We start from the raw sequence: 15,583 nt of genomic DNA on the forward strand, positions 1-15,583 counted from the left end.
GGCCAGCACGTCTCCCCGTTCAACGGTCCTTCCCCGCCTCGTCTTCACAGCCCGGTTCTCATCGGCCGCTCCCTTGCGGAAATCCGGGCGCGCGAGCGCCTTTGACCGGGAAACGATCGGGCGGTGCGGCGGGTTACGGGCCGGGGGCCTGTCAGTGCCGCAGGTCGTCGGGGAGCATGCGGCCCAGCGACCGGACGGCGCGGTACTGCAGCGCCTTGATCGCCCCCGGCTTCTTGCCCATGACCAGCGCGGTCTCGGCGACCGACAGGCCGTGCAGGAACCGCAGCACGACGCACTCCTGCTGCTCGGACCCGAGCCGCCGGACGGCGAGCAGCAGCGTCCGGTTGGTCATCGCGTCCAGGACGGCCCGCTCCGGCCCCTCCTGGACGCGCCCCGGACGGCGGTCGGGACGGCGCCGGTCAGGCTCGGTCAGCTCGGCGGTGCAGACCTCCAGCCGGTAGCGGCCGGACTTGAAATGGTCGGCGACGAGGTTCCGGGAGATCGTCACCAGCCAGGCGCCGAAGTCCTTGCCCTGCCAGTGGAAGTCGCGGACCCGGCGGAGGGCGCGCAGGAACGTCTCGCTCGTCAGGTCCTCGGCGAGGGAGTGGGTCCCCACCCGGTAGTAGATGTACCGGTAGACGAGGTCCACGTAGTGGTCGTAGAGGGAGCCGAACGCGTCGGCGTCGCCGTCCCGCGCGCGGAGCACCAGCGCCTTGAGGACCTCCGCCCGGTCGGCGCCCGGCCCGCCGGAGCGGGCGGCGCGGGCCCGGGAACGCCGAGGAAGCGGGATGGCCCCGGCATCGAGGGTCAAGCTGCTCATGCAGTTCTCCTCGGGGCGTACGCGACCTCCGGCGTGATCTGCCACTCTAGGTACCGGAAGGTACGGAAGCAATGCCCTGTTCCATGGTGCTTCCACCCCTGTTCCGGCCGTCCCGAGCAGCCCGAATCACAGCGCGGTTACCCGTCCGCTCTCGGCATCGGGCACCATTAGGCGCGATGGTCGATGCTCTTCTCGCGCTCCTGGCGACCCTCGGTGCCCTGGCGGCCACCGGGTTGCTGATCCAGCGCGCCCAAAAGGACCGGCTGCTCTACCTCATCGCGTGGTCGTTCACCCAGGTAGGGCTGACGCTCGCGCTGCTGTGCATGGCCGTCGGGTTCATGGCCGGGTTCAACGGCGCGCTGTTCCGCGTCCTGGAACTCGGCGCCGCGCTGATCGGGCCCGTGTGGCTCGCGCTCGGCATGATCGAGCTCATCGCGCGGTACGTGCAGGTGCGGTTCGCCGCCTGGCTGTTCGCGATCTCCTACACGGTCGTCGCGATGGTCATCCTCGTCCTGGACCCGCTCAAGGGCTCGCTGTCCAAGAGCCTGCCGAAGCCGAGCTCCACCTACGACGCGCTGCCGCTGCTGCTGATCGACGGCGCGCACGTCGTCGCGGTGATCTCCCTGGCGGCCTGCACCGGCGTCACCGCGTGGCTGGCGAGCAAGCGCGACCAGGAGGCCGCCGAGCTGCTCATCCCGGTCGCGCTGGTCGCGCTCGCCGGCGTCCTCGTGGTCAGCGGCACCCGCGGGTTCCTGCCCGCGCCGGTCGCGGTGATCGCGCTCGGCGCCGCCGTCGGGCTGGTCTGGTACGGCGCGATGCGCACGATCCCCGTGTACGACGAGGACGAGGGCTACGACGACTACGACGACCGGGGCGGCTACGGCGACGACCGCGGCTACGGGAGCGAGCCCGCGACCGGCTACGAGGAGCAGGCGTACGCGGCCAAGGCCGAGCCCGTCCCGGCGCCGACCCCCTCGCCCGAGCCGCGGACGCCGGACCCGCGCCGCGGCGAGCTGCGGTTCCCCGAGCCGGCCGTCGAGGAGTTGCGCTTCCCGTCCGACAACCCCGCCGGGCCCACCGCCGTCGACCCGCTGGGCGGCCCCGCCGCGCCGCCGGTCCCGGCCGCCGGGCCGCCGGGCCGGGACCTGGCGAACGCCTGCGGCCAGATCACCGTCTACACGCTGCTGGACGGCCGCGAGGAGGCGTTCGACCGGCTCGCCGCCGACCTGGTGAAGGCCGCGCTGGCGGCCGAGCCGGACACGGTGGTCTTCGCCTGCCACGAGGTGGTCGGCGGCCCCACGCAGCGGATCTTCTACCAGCTGTTCCGGGACGAGGCGGCGTTCGCCGCGCACCGCGGGCAGGCGCACCTGCGCCGCTTCCTCGCCGACTCCCGCACCCACGTGCTGGCCACGAATGTGATCGAGCTGAAGCTCGGCCCCGCGAAGGTGCCGCTCCCGGCGCCGGAGTTCCCCGGGAGGTGACATGCCCGACGACAGGCCCGGCGACATTGTGATCACGATGCTCGGCAAGCCCGGCTGCCACCTGTGCGAGGACGCCCGCGCGGTGATCGAGCGCGTCGCCGGCGACCTCGGGGTGCGGTGGGAGGAGCGCGACATCACCCGGTCCGAGGCCGACTACGAGCAGTACTGGGAGCAGATCCCGGTGACGCTGGTCAACGGCGTCCAGCACGACTTCTGGCGCGTCGACGAGGCCCGGCTCCGCGCCGCCGTCGCCAAGCTCCGCTGACTCCCGCGCGCCCCCGGGCGCGGCGTTTCCCAGTGTTCCGGGGCGTTTCCGGGCAGTCCGGGTGTCTTGTCGGTCACATCCGAACGACATTCGGATGGTCGGGGCGTACCCTGCAAGTCCTTGATGGACGGCCTTTCCGCGGCGCCGTCCGGCCCATGCGACCGGGGGGTGACTTTGTGCGCGTGTTCACAAAGGCTTAACCTGGTGGCCAGCCCTGGGGGCGGCCGGGCCGCGGTCGTCAGACCGTTACCGAGCCGCGCGCGCCGGGGCGAGGGGTTCTCCGACCGCCCCGTCCCCAGCGTCGAGCCCGAAGAGCAGGCCGTGACACCTCGACAGAACCGGCACCGCGACCGCGCGGGCCGCGGCATCCCCGAAGCCACCGTGGCGCGGCTCCCGGTCTACCTGCGGGCCCTCACCGGGCTGCAGGAGCGCGGCGTCGCGACCGTCTCCTCCGAGGAGCTGGCCGCGGCGGCCGGCGTGAACTCGGCCAAGCTGCGCAAGGACCTGTCCCACCTCGGGTCCTACGGGACGCGCGGCGTCGGCTACGAGGTCGAGTACCTCGTCTACCAGATCTCCCGCGAGCTGGGCCTCACCCAGGACTGGGTCGTCGCCATCATCGGTGTCGGTAACCTGGGCCGTGCGCTGGCCGGCTACGGCGGTTTCGCGTCCCGCGGCTTCCGCGTGGCGGGCCTGCTCGACGCGGACGAGGCCATCGTCGGCCAGGAGATCTCCGGCATGACGGTGCAGCACATCGACCGGCTGGAGGACATCATCGCGGACCACGGCGTCTCCATCGCCGTGATCGCGACCCCCGCGGGCGCGGCCCAGGGGGTGTGCGATCGCGTGGTCGCCGCGGGCGTCACCAGCGTGTTGAACTTCGCGCCCGTCGTCCTGTCGGTGCCGGACGGCGTCGACGTGCGCAAGGTCGACCTGTCGATCGAGCTGCAGATCCTCGCGTTCCACGAGCAGCGCAAGGCCGGCGGGCCGGACGTCCACCCGCCGCTCGACGCGGGCGACGCGCCGCCGGGCACGGCGCAGTACGTAGAGACGGTCGAGGCATGAGCGGCCCGGGGCCGGCGGGCATGATCGAGGCGGATCCGGAAACCGGAGCCCACAGCACGGCAGCTCACAAGACGGCGGATGCGGAAGTCGCGGGAGTCAGGGCATGAGCATTCTGGTGGTGGGGCTCAGTCACCGCAGCGCGCCCGTCGCGGTGCTGGAGCGGGCGGCGGTGGCCGGGGACGACCTGGTGAAGCTGCTGAACGCGGTGCACGCCTCGGCGAACATCGCCGAGGCGGCGATCGTCTCGACGTGCAACCGCGTCGAGATCTACGCGGTGGTCGACAAGTTCCACGGCGGCGTCTCGGCGATCTCCGAGCTGCTGGCGCTGCACTCCGGCGTCCCGCTGGACGACCTGTCCCGGCACCTGTACGTCCACTACGAGGAGCGGGCCGTCCAGCACGTGTTCGCGGTGGCGTGCGGGCTGGAGTCGATGGTCGTCGGCGAGGGGCAGATCCTCGGCCAGATCCGGCAGGCGTTCAAGCTCGCGCAGGACGAGCGCACGCTCGGCCGCGACCTGCACGACGTCCTGCAGCAGTCGCTGCGGGTGGGCAAGCGCGCCCACCACGAGACCGGCATCGACCAGGCCGGCGCGTCACTGGTCAGCGTGGGGCTGGACGTCGCGGTCCGGCATCTCGGGCCGCTGGACGGCGTCCGCGCGCTGGTGGTCGGCGCCGGTTCGATGAGCTCGCTGGCCGCGGCCACGCTGAGCCGCGCGGGAGCGCGCGAGGTGGTGATCGCCAACCGTACGCATGCGCGGGCCGTCCGCCTCGCCGAGTCGCTGGACGTCCCCTCCGCCGCGATCGAGCTGTCCGCGCTGGACGCGGCGCTGGCCGACGCCGACCTGGTGGTGTCGTGCACCGGCGCCACCGGCCTGGTGGTGACGGCCGCGCAGCTGGCGGCGCGCGGCGTCGGCGACGACGGGCGGAACCGCTTCTTCCTCGACCTGGCGCTGCCGCACGACGTCGAGCGGTCCGTCGGCGAGCTGGACGGCGTCGAGCTCGCCGGGCTGGACGATCTGCGCACCGCGCAGGAGGCCGCGCGGGCGATCGGCCCGGCGGCCGTCGAGGCGGTCCGCCGGATCGTGTGCGAGGAGGTCGAGGCGTTCCTCAGCGCGGCCCGCGCCGCCGCCGTCGCGCCGACCGTCGTCGCGCTGCGCAGCAAGGCCGCGGGCGTGGTGGACGCGGAGCTGACCCGGCTGGCGGGCCGGATACCCGGGATGGACGACCGGGACCGCAGGGAGATCGAGCACACAGTGCGGCGCGTGGTGGACAAGCTGCTCCACGCACCGACCGTCCGGGTCAAGGAACTGGCGGCGGCGCCGGGCGGCGACTCCTACGCCGACGCGCTGCGCGAACTGTTCGACCTGGACCCGAAGGCCCCCGAGGCGGTGGCCCGCGCCGACATGCGCGAGGACGAGCCGCCGGCGGCGATCGCACCCGACTGCGCGGACGCCGACTGCGTCAGCCCCGCGCCGATCATGGGCAGCGACGTCCCGCCGGGCGCGTCCGATGGAGTGAACGTGGAGACGGTGAACGCCCGCGCGGCGAGCGTCAGGGCGGTCAGTGCCCGGGACAGGGTCCCGGCGCGCGAAGGAGACGAGACGTGAGTACAGGCAAGGGCCCGCTGCGGCTCGGCACCCGCAAGAGCCTGATGGCGACGACGCAGTCGCAGGGCGTCGCGGACGCGTTGACGCGGCTGACGGGGCATGCCGTCGAGCTGGTCGGGGTAACCACGCAGGGTGATGTCTCCAAGGCCCTGCTCGCCCAGATGGGCGGCACGGGCGTGTTCGTGAACGCGCTGCGTGACAAGATCCTGTCCGGCGAGGTGGACTTCGCCGTCCACTCGCTGAAGGACCTGCCGACATCGGAGACCCCCGGCATCAAGCTTGCCGCGACCCCGCTGCGCGACGACCCCCGCGACGCGCTGTGCGGACCGAGCAAGCTCGCGGACCTGCCGCGCGGCGCCCGCGTCGGCACCGGCTCGCCGCGCCGGGTGGCGCAGCTGCGCGCGCTCCGCCCCGACCTGGAGATCGTCCCGATCCGCGGCAACGCCGACACCCGGCTCCGCAAGATCACCGACGGCGAGCTGGACGCGATCGTGCTGGCGCACGCCGGCCTGAAGCGGATCGGCCGGCTGGCGGAGGTCGGCGAGGTCTTCGACACCGACCAGATGCTGCCCGCGCCCGGCCAGGGCTCGCTCGCCCTCGAATGCCGCTCCGACCGCGACGACCTGCGCGAGCTGCTCGCGGCGGTCGACGACGCCGCGACCCGGCGCGCGGTCACCGCCGAGCGGACGATCCTCGCGGTGCTGGAGGCGGGCTGCTCCGCGCCCGTGGGAACATACGCTGCCGAAGTAGATGAAGAGCTGCATCTGACGGCGACCGTCGCGGCGATCGACGGCAGCCGGCAGATCAGGATGTCCGCCAGCGGCCACCCGGATGCCGCCGAGCAGATCGGCCGCGACCTCGCGGCCCGGATGCTCGCGCAGGGGGCCGACCAGCTGATGGGGGAGCGCGAGTGAGCCCCGCCGCGAAGAGCGCCGCCGGGACCGGCGGCGCCGAGAGCAAGGCCGCCAAGGGCGCGGCCGCCGCCCGGACGGCGCTGCCGAGCCGGACGACCGACCCCGGGACCGTCGCGATCGTCGGGATGGGCCCAGGCGACCCGGGGCTGCTGACGCTGCGCGCCGCCGCCGAGTTGGAACGCGCCGACACCGTCATCGTCGGCCGCGCGCACTGCCCCGCCGACATCCTCGCGCACTGCCGCGCGGACGCCGAGATCATCGACACCGCCGAGGGCGACCCGGTCAAGCTCGCCGTGCGCGCCGCGAAGGCCGGCCGCCGCGTCGTCCGGATGTTCGCCGGCGACCCGGGCGTCGCCTGCGGCCTGGCCGCCGAGGGCGCCGCCCTGCGCAAGGCGGGCGTGCCGTTCGAGGTCGTCCCGGGCGTCTCCGCCGTGACCGGGGTGCCGGGGTATGCGGGCATCCCGCTCACCGACCCCGAGCACCGCGAGTTCCGGTTCGTGGACGCCTCGGCGGGCGGCGTCGACTGGGAGGAGTTCGCCGGGTCCGGCGCCACCCTCGTCATCGCCGGCGCGGAGGGCGCGGTCGCCGAGATCGCCAAGGGCCTGGTCGCCGCAGGGCGGCCCGACTCCAGCCCGGCCGCGATGACGAGCCTCGGCACCACCACCGAGCAGGAGACCGTCGTCTCGACGCTGAGCAGGCTCGCGTCCGACACCAAGGGCATGGAGTCGCCCGCGCTGATCATCGTCGGAGACGTCGTGAAGTGGCGCGACAAGCTGTCCTGGTTCGAGACCAAGCCGCTGTTCGGCTGGCGCGTCCTCGTGCCGCGCACCAAGGAGCAGGCCGCGTCGCTGTCGGACCAGCTGCGCGGGTACGGGGCCGTCCCGGACGAGGTCCCGACGATCTCCGTCGAGCCGCCGCGCACCCCGCAGCAGATGGACCGGGCCGTCAAGGGCCTCGTCACCGGGCGCTACGAGTGGGTGGTGTTCACCTCCACCAACGCGGTGAAGGCCGTCCGGGAGAAGATCACCGACTACGGCCTGGACGCCCGCGCGTTCGCCGGGCTGAAGGTCGCCGCCGTCGGCGAGCAGACCGCCGCCGCGCTGGTCGAGTTCGGCGTGCAGCCCGACCTCGTCCCGGCGGGGGAGCAGTCCGGCGAGGGCCTGGCCGCCGAGTGGCCGCCCTACGACGAGGACCTCGACCCGATCAACCGGGTGCTGCTGCCGCGCGCCGACATCGCCACCGACGTGCTCATCGCCAAGCTGACCGAGCTCGGCTGGGAGTGCGAGGACGTGACCGCCTACCGGACGGTCCGGGCCGCGCCGCCGCCCGCGCCGATCCGCGAGGCGATCAAGGGCGGCGGGTTCGACGCGGTGCTGTTCACCTCCTCGTCCACGGTGAAGAACCTGATCGGGATCGCCGGCAAGCCGCACAACGTGACGGTGATCGCGGTGATCGGCCCGCAGACCGCGAAGACCGCGCAGGAATACGGCCTGCGCGTCGACGTCATGGCGGAGAAGCCGTCCGTATCGGCCCTCGCCGAGGCGCTGGCGGAGTACGGTGCGAACCGGCGGGCGGCCCAGATCGAGGCGGGGGACCCGCTCCGCAAGCCCAGCCAGATGCGCCGGGGGGCCCGGCGCCGCAAGTAGCAGACGACACAGAGGTAATCATGTCCGCACAGTTCCCCGTCGCGCGCCCGCGGCGGCTGCGCCGCACGCCCGCGCTCCGCCGGCTGGTCGCCGAGACGCGGCTCGCCCCGGCGGACCTCGTCCTGCCGATGTTCGTCAAGGAGGGCATCGCCGAGCCGCAGCCGGTCGCCTCCATGCCCGGCGTGTTCCAGCACACCCTGGACAGCCTGCGCAAGGCCGCGCACGAGGCGGCCGAGGCCGGCGTCGGCGGGATCATCCTGTTCGGCGTCCCGGCGGCGAAGGACGGCACCGGGTCCGCCGCCGACGACCCGGACGGCATCGTCCAGCGGGCGCTGCGCGACCTGGCGTCCGACCTCGGCGACGCGACCGTGCTCATGACGGACCTGTGCCTGGACGAGTACACCGACCACGGGCACTGCGGCATCCTCACCGGCTCGGGCGAGATCGACAACGACGCCACGCTGGAGCGGTACGCCTCCATCGCCCTGGCGCAGGCCGAGGCGGGCTCGGCGGTCGTCGGCCCGTCCGGCATGATGGACGGCCAGGTCGGCGCGATCAGGACGGCCCTCGACGGGGCCGGCCACACCGACACCGCGATCCTCGCGTACTCGGTGAAGTACGCCTCCGCCTACTACGGCCCGTTCCGCGACGCCGCCGAGTGCGCGCCCCAGTTCGGCGACCGCTCCACCCACCAGCAGGACCCGGCCAACACCGACGAGTCGATCCGCGAGGTCCTCCTCGACCTCGACGAGGGCGCCGACATGGTCATGGTGAAGCCAGCCGGCGCCTACCTCGACGTCGTCCGCCGCGTCCGCGACACCGTGGACGTCCCCGTCGCCGCCTACCAGGTCAGCGGCGAGTACGCGATGATCGAGGCCGCCGCCGAGAAGGGCTGGATCGACCGCGAACGCACCATCATGGAATCGCTGACCTCCATCCACCGCGCCGGCGCCGACATAGTCCTCACCTACTGGGCCACCGAGGCCGCCCGCAGGCTGGGCTGACCGCCCCGTGTCCTGAGCGCACCCAGGACGCTCTCTAGTTACTTAGGGTCGTTTACCGGGGGTTGCCGTGTCTGGGCGTGACGCCGGCGGGCATCATCGGTAACCAGGAACCCACGCGCGACCTTGGGAAATATGGGGGGCGAGATGCTGGCGGTCACGGGGCACAGGCGGCAGAAGGCGGCACGGAACCGGATGGCCGCGGCGGCGCGGGAGTACGCCGGGTTCGGGTGGCCCTGCTTTCCGGGCGCGCATGTCGGGGCCGACCGGGCGTGCTCGTGCGACCGGATCGGGTGTCCCGACCCGGGCGCGCACCCGGTATCGGCGGCCTGGGCGCACCAGGCCAGCGTGGACCCCGAGGTCATCGAACGCTGGTGGGTGAAACGCCCGGAGGCCAACATCATCCTGCCGACGGGCCGGGTCTTCGACGTGTTCGACGTCCCGGCCGCCGCCGGCGCCATCGCCCTCGACCGGATCGAGCGGGAGGACCTTCCCGTCGGTCCGGTCGCGTCGTTCGGGGGCGAGCGGCACCTGTTCTTCGTCGCGACCCGCGGCGCGCCCGTCGACGAGGACGAGTGGTGGTCGTGCCACCTCGACACGCTGCCGGAGGACGTCGCCGACACGCCGGGCATGCGCTGGCACTGCCGCGACAGCTACGTCGTCGCGCCGCCGTCGGCGCTGCCGTACGGGCGCGAGGTCGCCTGGCTGCGGCCGCCGCGGCGGGAGGCGCTGCCGGACCCGCTGCGGCTCCTGGAGGTCCTCGTGGACGCCTGTGAGGGCGCCTGAGGCTAGTGCGGGGCCTTGATCGCGGGCTTGGCCCCCCACGTGGAGTAGGAGCCGCGCTGCATCTGGTTGCGGCCCTTCTCCTCACCCGCGCGGACCCAGAACTTCACCGGGCGGTGGGCCGCGTCGAGCTTGATGGCGAAGGCGATCTGCTGGGCGCCGGTGGCCTGCGCCATCCGCGCGTACATGGGGCCGAGGCCGGGCGCCTGCGCCAGCTGCGCCGCCGGTGCCTCGCCCTCGTAGATCGCGCCCGACCGGGTGAGCTTCGTCGCCGACCGCAGCAGCGTCGTCAGGTTCGCGACGGAGCTGCCCTGCCGGACCTGGTCGGCCAGCGCCGGGTAGCCGCGCACGCCGAACGCGGACGGCTTCCACTTCTTGCCCACCCGCAGGTAGAGCCGGTCCTGGACGACGACGGCGGGCATCGTCTTGCGGGCGGACCCGGACCCGGCGACCGTCATCGAATAGGACGCCTGCCCGTCCTGCAGCGTGAACGTGCCGCGGCTGGTGACGGGGAACCCGCAGCAGCCGGTCTGCCGGTAGCTGAACGCCGCGCCGGGGGACTTCCCGACGGCCTGGTCGATCTGGGCGATGAGCGGTGTCGGGTCGACACCGCCCACGGGCAGCGTCGGCTGCGGGGTGCTGCTCTGCGCCGGCGCCGGGTCGGGCGGCGGCTTCGTCTCGTCCTTGTTCAGCAGCGTCGCCGCGCCCGCGCCCGCGCCGGCGATGACCAGGACGGCGACGGCCGCGAGCACCCACGGCGTACGGGACCGGCCGCCGGGCTGCTTGCCGGCGACGACCGCGTTGCGGCCGCTGCTGCGGGCCGGCTTCGGCTTCGGCGGCTCCGGCTGCAGCGCGGCCTGCCCGGCGAGCTCGGTGAGCCGGCCGCGGCCCTGCGCCTCCCACGACGGCCCGTAGGCGGAGACGGCCGCGTCCTCCAGCGCGCCGAGGAGGTCGGCGGCGGACTTCGGCCGTCCCGCCGGCTCCTTCGCCAGGCCCTGGTGGACGAGGGCGCGCAGCGGCCCGGGGACCTCGTCGGCCGGGATCGGCGCCTCGCGGTGCAGCCGCGCCATGTTCCGGCCCGCGTACGGGGGGCGCCCGGTGAGCGACTCGTAGAAGATCGCGGTGGCGGCGTACAGGTCGGTGGCGACGGTGGCGGGCTCGCCGTCCCACAGCTCCGGCGCCGCGTACTGCGCGCCGAACCGCACCTCGGTGCCGGCGGGCGCGGTCGCGAAGTCGGTGAGCAGCGCGTTGCCGTCGGCGTCCACCAGGACGTTCGCCGGGCGGAGCGCGCCGTGCACGACGCCGCGCTCGTGCGCGGCGGCGAGGCCGAGCAGCAGCCCGCCGAGCATCGACAGGGCCGCGAGCGGCCCGGCGGGGCCCTGCGCGGCCAGTACCCGGCGCAGGCTGACGCCCTCGACCCACTGCATCACGATCGCGGCGCCGTCCGCGGACTCCACGAAGTCGTAGAAGTCGACCACGTTGGGGTCCTCGAGCTGGGACAGGGGGCGTGCCGCCGCGCGGAAGCGCGCGAGGAACGCCTCGTCGGCCGCGAGCGCGCCGTCGAGGTATTTGATCGCGACCTTCGTGCCGGTCTGGTCGTCGACCGCCAGCACCACCCGGCCCGAGGCTCCGCTTCCCAGCTCCCGCTCGTGGGTGAAGCCCGGGACCGTCCAGCCGTCAACCACGTTGAAAGCCCATCCCTCCGATGTCGTACTTGGTGGAATATCGGCCCGCGCGGCGCGAGGTCAAGGCAAGTCGCCGAACTGCAACTGAGAGACTGAAAACGTGACTGGTATCGATCGCTCCCAGCAGTTGTTCGACCGCGCCGCCGGGGTCGTTCCCGGCGGTGTCAACTCCCCGGTGCGGGCCTTCGGCGCCGTCGGCGGGACGCCCCGCTTCATGGCGTCCGGGCGCGGCCCGTACCTGACCGACGCCGACGGGAACACCTACGTCGACCTGGTGTGCTCGTGGGGCCCGCTGATCCTCGGGCACGCGCACCCGGCCGTGGTCGAGGCGGTGCGGGACGCGGCGGGCCGCGGCACGTCCTACGGCGCGCCGACGCAGGGCGAGGTGGAACTCGCCGAGGAGATCGTGTCGCGGACGCCGGTGGGCCGGGTCCGGCTGGTCAACTCCGGGACGGAGGCGACCATGTCGGCGATCCGGCTGGCGCGCGGCTTCACCGGGCGCACCAAGATCGTGAAGTTCGCGGGCTGCTACCACGGGCACGTCGACTCCCTCCTCGCCGCCGCCGGGTCCGGGGTCGCGACGTTCGGCCTGCCCGACACGCCGGGCGTGACCGGCGCGACGACCGCCGACACGCTGATCCTCCCGTATAACGACGTCACCGCCGTGGAGACGGCGTTCGACGAGCACGGCACCGACATCGCGTGCGTCATCACCGAGGCGGTTCCCTGCAACATGGGCGTGGTCCCGCCGCTGGACAACTTCAATGCGCTGCTGAAGCGGCTGTGCGAGCGGTACGGGGCGCTGCTCGTGATCGACGAGGTCCTCACCGGGTTCCGCGCGTCCCGGTCCGGCTGGTTCGGGGTCGAGGGCGTGGCGGGCGACCTGATGACCTTCGGCAAGGTGATGGGCGGCGGGCTGCCCGCCGCCGCGTTCGGCGGGCGCGCCGACGTCATGGACCACCTCGCCCCGGCCGGCCCCGTCTACCAGGCGGGCACCCTGTCGGGGAACCCGCTCGCCACCGCCGCCGGGCTCGCCACGCTGCGCAACGCCACCGACGAGGTGTACGCGGCGATCGACCGGTCGGCGGGGATCGTGGCGAAGGCCGCGTCGGAGGCGCTGGAGCGGGAGGGCGTCCCGCACTCGGTGCAGAACGCCGGCAACCTGTTCTCGGTCTTCTTCAGCGAGACGCCGGTGGGCGACTTCGCCGCCGCGCAGCGCCAGGACTCCAAGGCGTACGCCGCGTTCTTCCACGCGGCGCTGGACCACGGCGTGTACCTGCCGCCGTCGGCGTACGAGGTGTGGTTCCTGTCGGCCGCGCACGACGAGGAGGCGCTGGGGCGCGTCCTGGAGGCCCTCCCGCACGCCGCCCGCGCGGCGGCGCAGGCGTCGTCCTGAGGGCCTGGGTCCTAGAGGGCTTGGAAGGCCGTCACGGCAGCGGCGACCGACTCGGGGCGCGGTGCGCGCAGGGGTGCGCGCACCGCCGGGTCGTCGATGAGCCCGAGCTCGGCCAGGCACGCCTTGAGCACGGCCGGCGCGGGCTCGCTGAACAGCGCCTCCACCATCGGCAGCAGCTTGTTGTGCGTCGCCAGTGCGTCCGCCGTGCCGCCGAGCATCGAGGCGTAGGCGGACGGCGCGAGGCACGCGCACGCGGCGACGCCCCCGGCCGCGCCGAGTCGCAGCATCGGGTAGATGTACGCGTCGTCGCCGCAGAGGACGGCCTTGCCGGGGTTGGCCGCCAGCAGGGCGAGGGTGTCGGCGTCGATGCCGCCCGCGCAGTGCTTCATGCCGGCGACGCAGTCCAGCGCGAGGATCTCGAGCAGGGTCTCGGCGCTGAGCTGCTTCCCCGTCCGGTACGGGATGTTGTACGGGACGAGCGGGACGTCCACGGCGGCGCCGACGGCGGCGAAGTGGCCGACGACGGCCTCGTCCGACGGGCGCAGGTAGTACGGGACGACGACGAGCAGCGCGTCGGCGAAGTCGGCCCGTTCGCGGGCCTGCCGGATCGAGTCCTCGGTGCCCATCGTGCCGGCGCCGACGATCAGCGGCGTCCCGGAGCGGTCGGAGACGGCGCGGCACACCTCCAGGACCGTCCGCTCCTCGTCCGGCGCCAGCAGGGCGGCCTCGCCGGTGGTGCCGAGCGCGACCAGGCCGTCCACCCCGTTCTCCAGGCAGTGGACGGCGAGCCGTTCGAGCGATGCCGCGTCCACCGCGCCGGAGCGGGTGAACGGCGTGACGAGCGAAGCGTGGATTCCGTGCAGGCTCATGTCCCGATCGTCACGAAACACTTGCTTTAGGACAAGCGAGAAATCCTTGACTCCTCGATTTAGTATTGCTTCATGCTTGATCTGGAACGGCTGCGCGCCCTGCATTCGGTCGCGACCTACGGTTCGGTCAGCGCCGCCGCCGACGTCCTGCACGTCACCACGTCCGCCGTCTCCCAGCAGCTCGCGAAGCTGGAGCGGGAGACCGGGCAGAAGCTGCTCGAACGCAACGGCCGGGGCGTCCGGCTGACCGACGCCGCCGAGCTCCTCGTCGCGCACGCCGAGCGGATCCTGTCGCTCGTCGAGCAGGCGCAGGCCGACCTGGAGGCGCACCGGGGGTCGGTCGTCGGCCTGCTCACCGTCGCCGCGTTCCCGACCGCCGTGCGCGGGCTGATGCCGGCGGCGCTGCGCGCCCTCCGCGCCGACCACCCCGACCTGCGCGTCCGGCTCCGCGAGGAGGACCCGATGCGCAGCATGCCGCTCGTCTCGCGCGGCGACATCGACATGGCCGTCGTCCAGGACTGGAACAACGAGCCGCTGCCCCTGCCCGAGGGCCTGCACAAGGGCGTGATCTGCCACGACGTCGCGGACGTGGCGCTGCCCGCCGACCACCCGCTCGCCGGGCGCGACACGATCGACCTCAAGGAGCTGGCCGGCGACCCGTGGATCAGCTCCGTGCCGGACAGCATCTGCTGCGACTGGCTGCTGCGCACGCTCCGCGCCGTCGACAGCGAACCGAGCATCGACCACATGGCCTACGAGTTCGCCACGCAGCTGTCCCTCGTCGCGGCGGGGCTCGGCAACGTGATCCTGCCGCGCCTCGGCCGCTGCGACGTGCCGCCCGGCGTGGCGATCGTGCCGCTGTCGGAGCCGCTGTCGCGCCGCGTGTACGCGGTGTGGCGGGAGGAGGCGGCGCGGCGCCCGGCGATCCGCGCGGCCGTCGGCGCGCTGCGCGCCGCCGTCCCCGCCGGTGCCGCGGTGGTGGCGGCCGTGCCGGGCTGATCGGACAACTCGCCGCAAATACCGCCGTTCGGTAAGTTCATCGCGATCATGGACTTGCGGAGGGGCACGTGGACGGGGACGGGCGGGTCGGCGCGCAGTGGCGGGTCGACGGGTACACCGAGGTGCGCGAACTCGGCGCCGGCGCCCAGGGCCGGGTGGTGCTGGCCCGGCACGACGCGTCCGGCACGCCGGTGGCGATCAAGTACCTGGCCGTCCGGGCGGACGAGGCGGAGCGCGAACGGCTGCGCCACGAGGCGCTGATGCTCGGCCGGGCCGGCAGCCCGCACGTGGCGCGGCTGTTCCGGCTCGTCGAGGGGCCGGACACGGCCGCGATCATCATGGAGGCCATCGACGGCGTCTCCCTCAAGGAACTGCTGCGGCAGCACGGCGCGCTCGGCCCGGAGGCGGCGCTGACCGTCCTCAAGGGCTCGCTGCTGGGGCTCGCCGCCGCCCACGCCGTCGGCGTCGTCCACCGCGACTACAAGCCCGCGAACGTCGTCGTCCCGGCGGACGGGCGGAGCCGCCTCGTCGACTTCGGCATCGCGACCCCCGCCGGCGAGGAGGCGGGCGGCGCCGGGACGCCGTACTACATGGCGCCCGAGCAGTGGAGCCGGCACATCGCCACGCCCGCGTCGGACGTGTACGCGGCGACCTGCGTGTTCGTGGAGTGCGTGACGGGCCACCGGCCCTATGCCGGGACCCGGGCCGAGCTCATGCGGGCCCACCTGACGGGCGAGGTACCGATCGACGCCGTGCCCGAGGCGCTGCGCCCGCTCGTCCAGCGCGGCATGGCGAAGGCGCCGGAGGACCGTCCGGCGGGGGCCGCGGCCTTCGTGGACGACCTGGAGCGCACCGCCCAGGCGGCCTACGGCCGGGACTGGGAGGCGCGCGGCGTCCACGCCCTGTCGGCGGGCGCCGTCGCGCTCGCCGCGCTGTTCCCGCTCGCCGCCTGGCTGCTGCCGGGCGCCGCGGGCACCGCCTCCGCCGTCGGCGCGGTCGGCGCTGCCGGGGCGGGGGCGGCCGGAGCAGGGGCGGCCGGAGCAGGGGCTGTCTCTT

General features: G+C 73.8%; 14 protein-coding genes. 11 read left to right on the forward strand and 3 right to left on the reverse strand.

The window, feature by feature from the left end:
- Window positions 1-151 precede the first annotated feature (151 nt).
- Window positions 152-820 carry a sigma-70 family RNA polymerase sigma factor gene (locus E1284_RS29410; RefSeq protein ID WP_131943413.1) on the reverse strand — a complete coding sequence of 223 codons (669 nt, stop codon included), beginning with the start codon at window positions 818-820 and terminating at the stop codon, window positions 152-154.
- A 176-nt stretch (window positions 821-996) separates the two neighbouring features.
- Here E1284_RS29410 and E1284_RS29415 point away from each other — a divergent pair, with 176 nt between their 5' ends.
- The 8 genes from E1284_RS29415 to E1284_RS29450 all read left to right on the forward strand — a co-directional run bounded on the left by E1284_RS29415 (window position 997) and on the right by E1284_RS29450 (window position 9,581).
- Window positions 997-2,301 carry a putative quinol monooxygenase gene (locus tag E1284_RS29415; protein WP_131943414.1) on the forward strand — a complete coding sequence of 435 codons (1,305 nt, stop codon included), beginning with the start codon at window positions 997-999 and terminating at the stop codon, window positions 2,299-2,301.
- A 1-nt stretch (window position 2,302) separates the two neighbouring features.
- Window positions 2,303-2,566 (forward strand): glutaredoxin family protein, encoded by a 264-nt coding sequence (locus tag E1284_RS29420; protein WP_131943415.1) that lies wholly within the window; start codon window positions 2,303-2,305, stop codon window positions 2,564-2,566.
- 321 nt (window positions 2,567-2,887) lie between these two features.
- Entirely contained in the window at window positions 2,888-3,628 is a 741-nt protein-coding gene (locus E1284_RS29425) for a redox-sensing transcriptional repressor Rex (protein ID WP_131943416.1), read from the forward strand.
- 103 nt (window positions 3,629-3,731) lie between these two features.
- Window positions 3,732-5,234 carry a glutamyl-tRNA reductase gene (locus E1284_RS29430; RefSeq protein ID WP_131943417.1) on the forward strand — a complete coding sequence of 501 codons (1,503 nt, stop codon included), beginning with the start codon at window positions 3,732-3,734 and terminating at the stop codon, window positions 5,232-5,234.
- A 44-nt stretch (window positions 5,235-5,278) separates the two neighbouring features.
- Window positions 5,279-6,148 carry a hydroxymethylbilane synthase gene (hemC, locus tag E1284_RS29435; protein WP_243714822.1) on the forward strand — a complete coding sequence of 290 codons (870 nt, stop codon included), beginning with the start codon at window positions 5,279-5,281 and terminating at the stop codon, window positions 6,146-6,148.
- Window positions 6,149-6,228: 80 nt separating this feature from the next.
- Complete coding sequence (locus tag E1284_RS29440; RefSeq protein ID WP_279433079.1) at window positions 6,229-7,794, forward strand: bifunctional uroporphyrinogen-III C-methyltransferase/uroporphyrinogen-III synthase; 1,566 nt, start codon at window positions 6,229-6,231, stop codon at window positions 7,792-7,794.
- A gap of 20 nt (window positions 7,795-7,814) precedes the next feature.
- Window positions 7,815-8,798 (forward strand): porphobilinogen synthase, encoded by a 984-nt coding sequence (gene hemB, locus E1284_RS29445; protein ID WP_131943419.1) that lies wholly within the window; start codon window positions 7,815-7,817, stop codon window positions 8,796-8,798.
- A gap of 132 nt (window positions 8,799-8,930) precedes the next feature.
- A complete protein-coding gene (locus E1284_RS29450) occupies window positions 8,931-9,581 on the forward strand; it encodes a bifunctional DNA primase/polymerase (RefSeq protein ID WP_243714821.1) in 651 nt (216 codons plus the stop codon).
- A gap of 2 nt (window positions 9,582-9,583) precedes the next feature.
- On the opposite strand, the gene E1284_RS29455 is transcribed toward E1284_RS29450, so the two are convergent.
- Window positions 9,584-11,263, reverse strand: coding sequence for a serine/threonine-protein kinase (locus E1284_RS29455; RefSeq protein ID WP_131943420.1), 1,680 nt, complete (start codon window positions 11,261-11,263; stop codon window positions 9,584-9,586).
- Window positions 11,264-11,363: 100 nt separating this feature from the next.
- Here E1284_RS29455 and hemL point away from each other — a divergent pair, with 100 nt between their 5' ends.
- Window positions 11,364-12,659 carry a glutamate-1-semialdehyde 2,1-aminomutase gene (hemL, locus tag E1284_RS29460; RefSeq protein WP_131943421.1) on the forward strand — a complete coding sequence of 432 codons (1,296 nt, stop codon included), beginning with the start codon at window positions 11,364-11,366 and terminating at the stop codon, window positions 12,657-12,659.
- A gap of 11 nt (window positions 12,660-12,670) precedes the next feature.
- On the opposite strand, the gene E1284_RS29465 is transcribed toward hemL, so the two are convergent.
- On the reverse strand, window positions 12,671-13,528 hold the full coding sequence (locus E1284_RS29465) for a dihydrodipicolinate synthase family protein (RefSeq protein ID WP_165965473.1): 858 nt from the start codon (window positions 13,526-13,528) through the stop codon (window positions 12,671-12,673).
- Window positions 13,529-13,600: 72 nt separating this feature from the next.
- On the opposite strand from E1284_RS29465, the gene E1284_RS29470 reads away from it, so the two are divergent.
- On the forward strand, window positions 13,601-14,527 hold the full coding sequence (locus E1284_RS29470) for a LysR family transcriptional regulator (RefSeq protein ID WP_131943423.1): 927 nt from the start codon (window positions 13,601-13,603) through the stop codon (window positions 14,525-14,527).
- A 68-nt stretch (window positions 14,528-14,595) separates the two neighbouring features.
- Window positions 14,596-15,583, forward strand: a 988-nt coding sequence (locus tag E1284_RS29475) for a serine/threonine-protein kinase (RefSeq protein WP_131943424.1), incomplete at its 3' end; no start/stop codon positions are given.

It is taken from the genome of Actinomadura bangladeshensis (assembly GCF_004348335.1).
In the GTDB taxonomy this organism is placed as follows: domain Bacteria; phylum Actinomycetota; class Actinomycetes; order Streptosporangiales; family Streptosporangiaceae; genus Spirillospora; species Spirillospora bangladeshensis.

Coding starts and splice junctions, on each gene's coding strand:
- E1284_RS29420 (WP_131943415.1), top strand. CDS start 2,303: ATGCCCGACGACAGGCCCGGCGACATTGTGATCACGATGCTCGGCAAG.
- E1284_RS29465 (WP_165965473.1), bottom strand. CDS start 13,528: ATGAGCCTGCACGGAATCCACGCTTCGCTCGTCACGCCGTTCACCCGC.
- E1284_RS29450 (WP_243714821.1), top strand. CDS start 8,931: ATGGGGGGCGAGATGCTGGCGGTCACGGGGCACAGGCGGCAGAAGGCG.
- E1284_RS29415 (WP_131943414.1), top strand. CDS start 997: ATGGTCGATGCTCTTCTCGCGCTCCTGGCGACCCTCGGTGCCCTGGCG.
- hemC (WP_243714822.1), top strand. CDS start 5,279: ATGGCGACGACGCAGTCGCAGGGCGTCGCGGACGCGTTGACGCGGCTG.
- E1284_RS29470 (WP_131943423.1), top strand. CDS start 13,601: ATGCTTGATCTGGAACGGCTGCGCGCCCTGCATTCGGTCGCGACCTAC.
- hemB (WP_131943419.1), top strand. CDS start 7,815: ATGTCCGCACAGTTCCCCGTCGCGCGCCCGCGGCGGCTGCGCCGCACG.
- E1284_RS29430 (WP_131943417.1), top strand. CDS start 3,732: ATGAGCATTCTGGTGGTGGGGCTCAGTCACCGCAGCGCGCCCGTCGCG.
- E1284_RS29410 (WP_131943413.1), bottom strand. CDS start 820: ATGAGCAGCTTGACCCTCGATGCCGGGGCCATCCCGCTTCCTCGGCGT.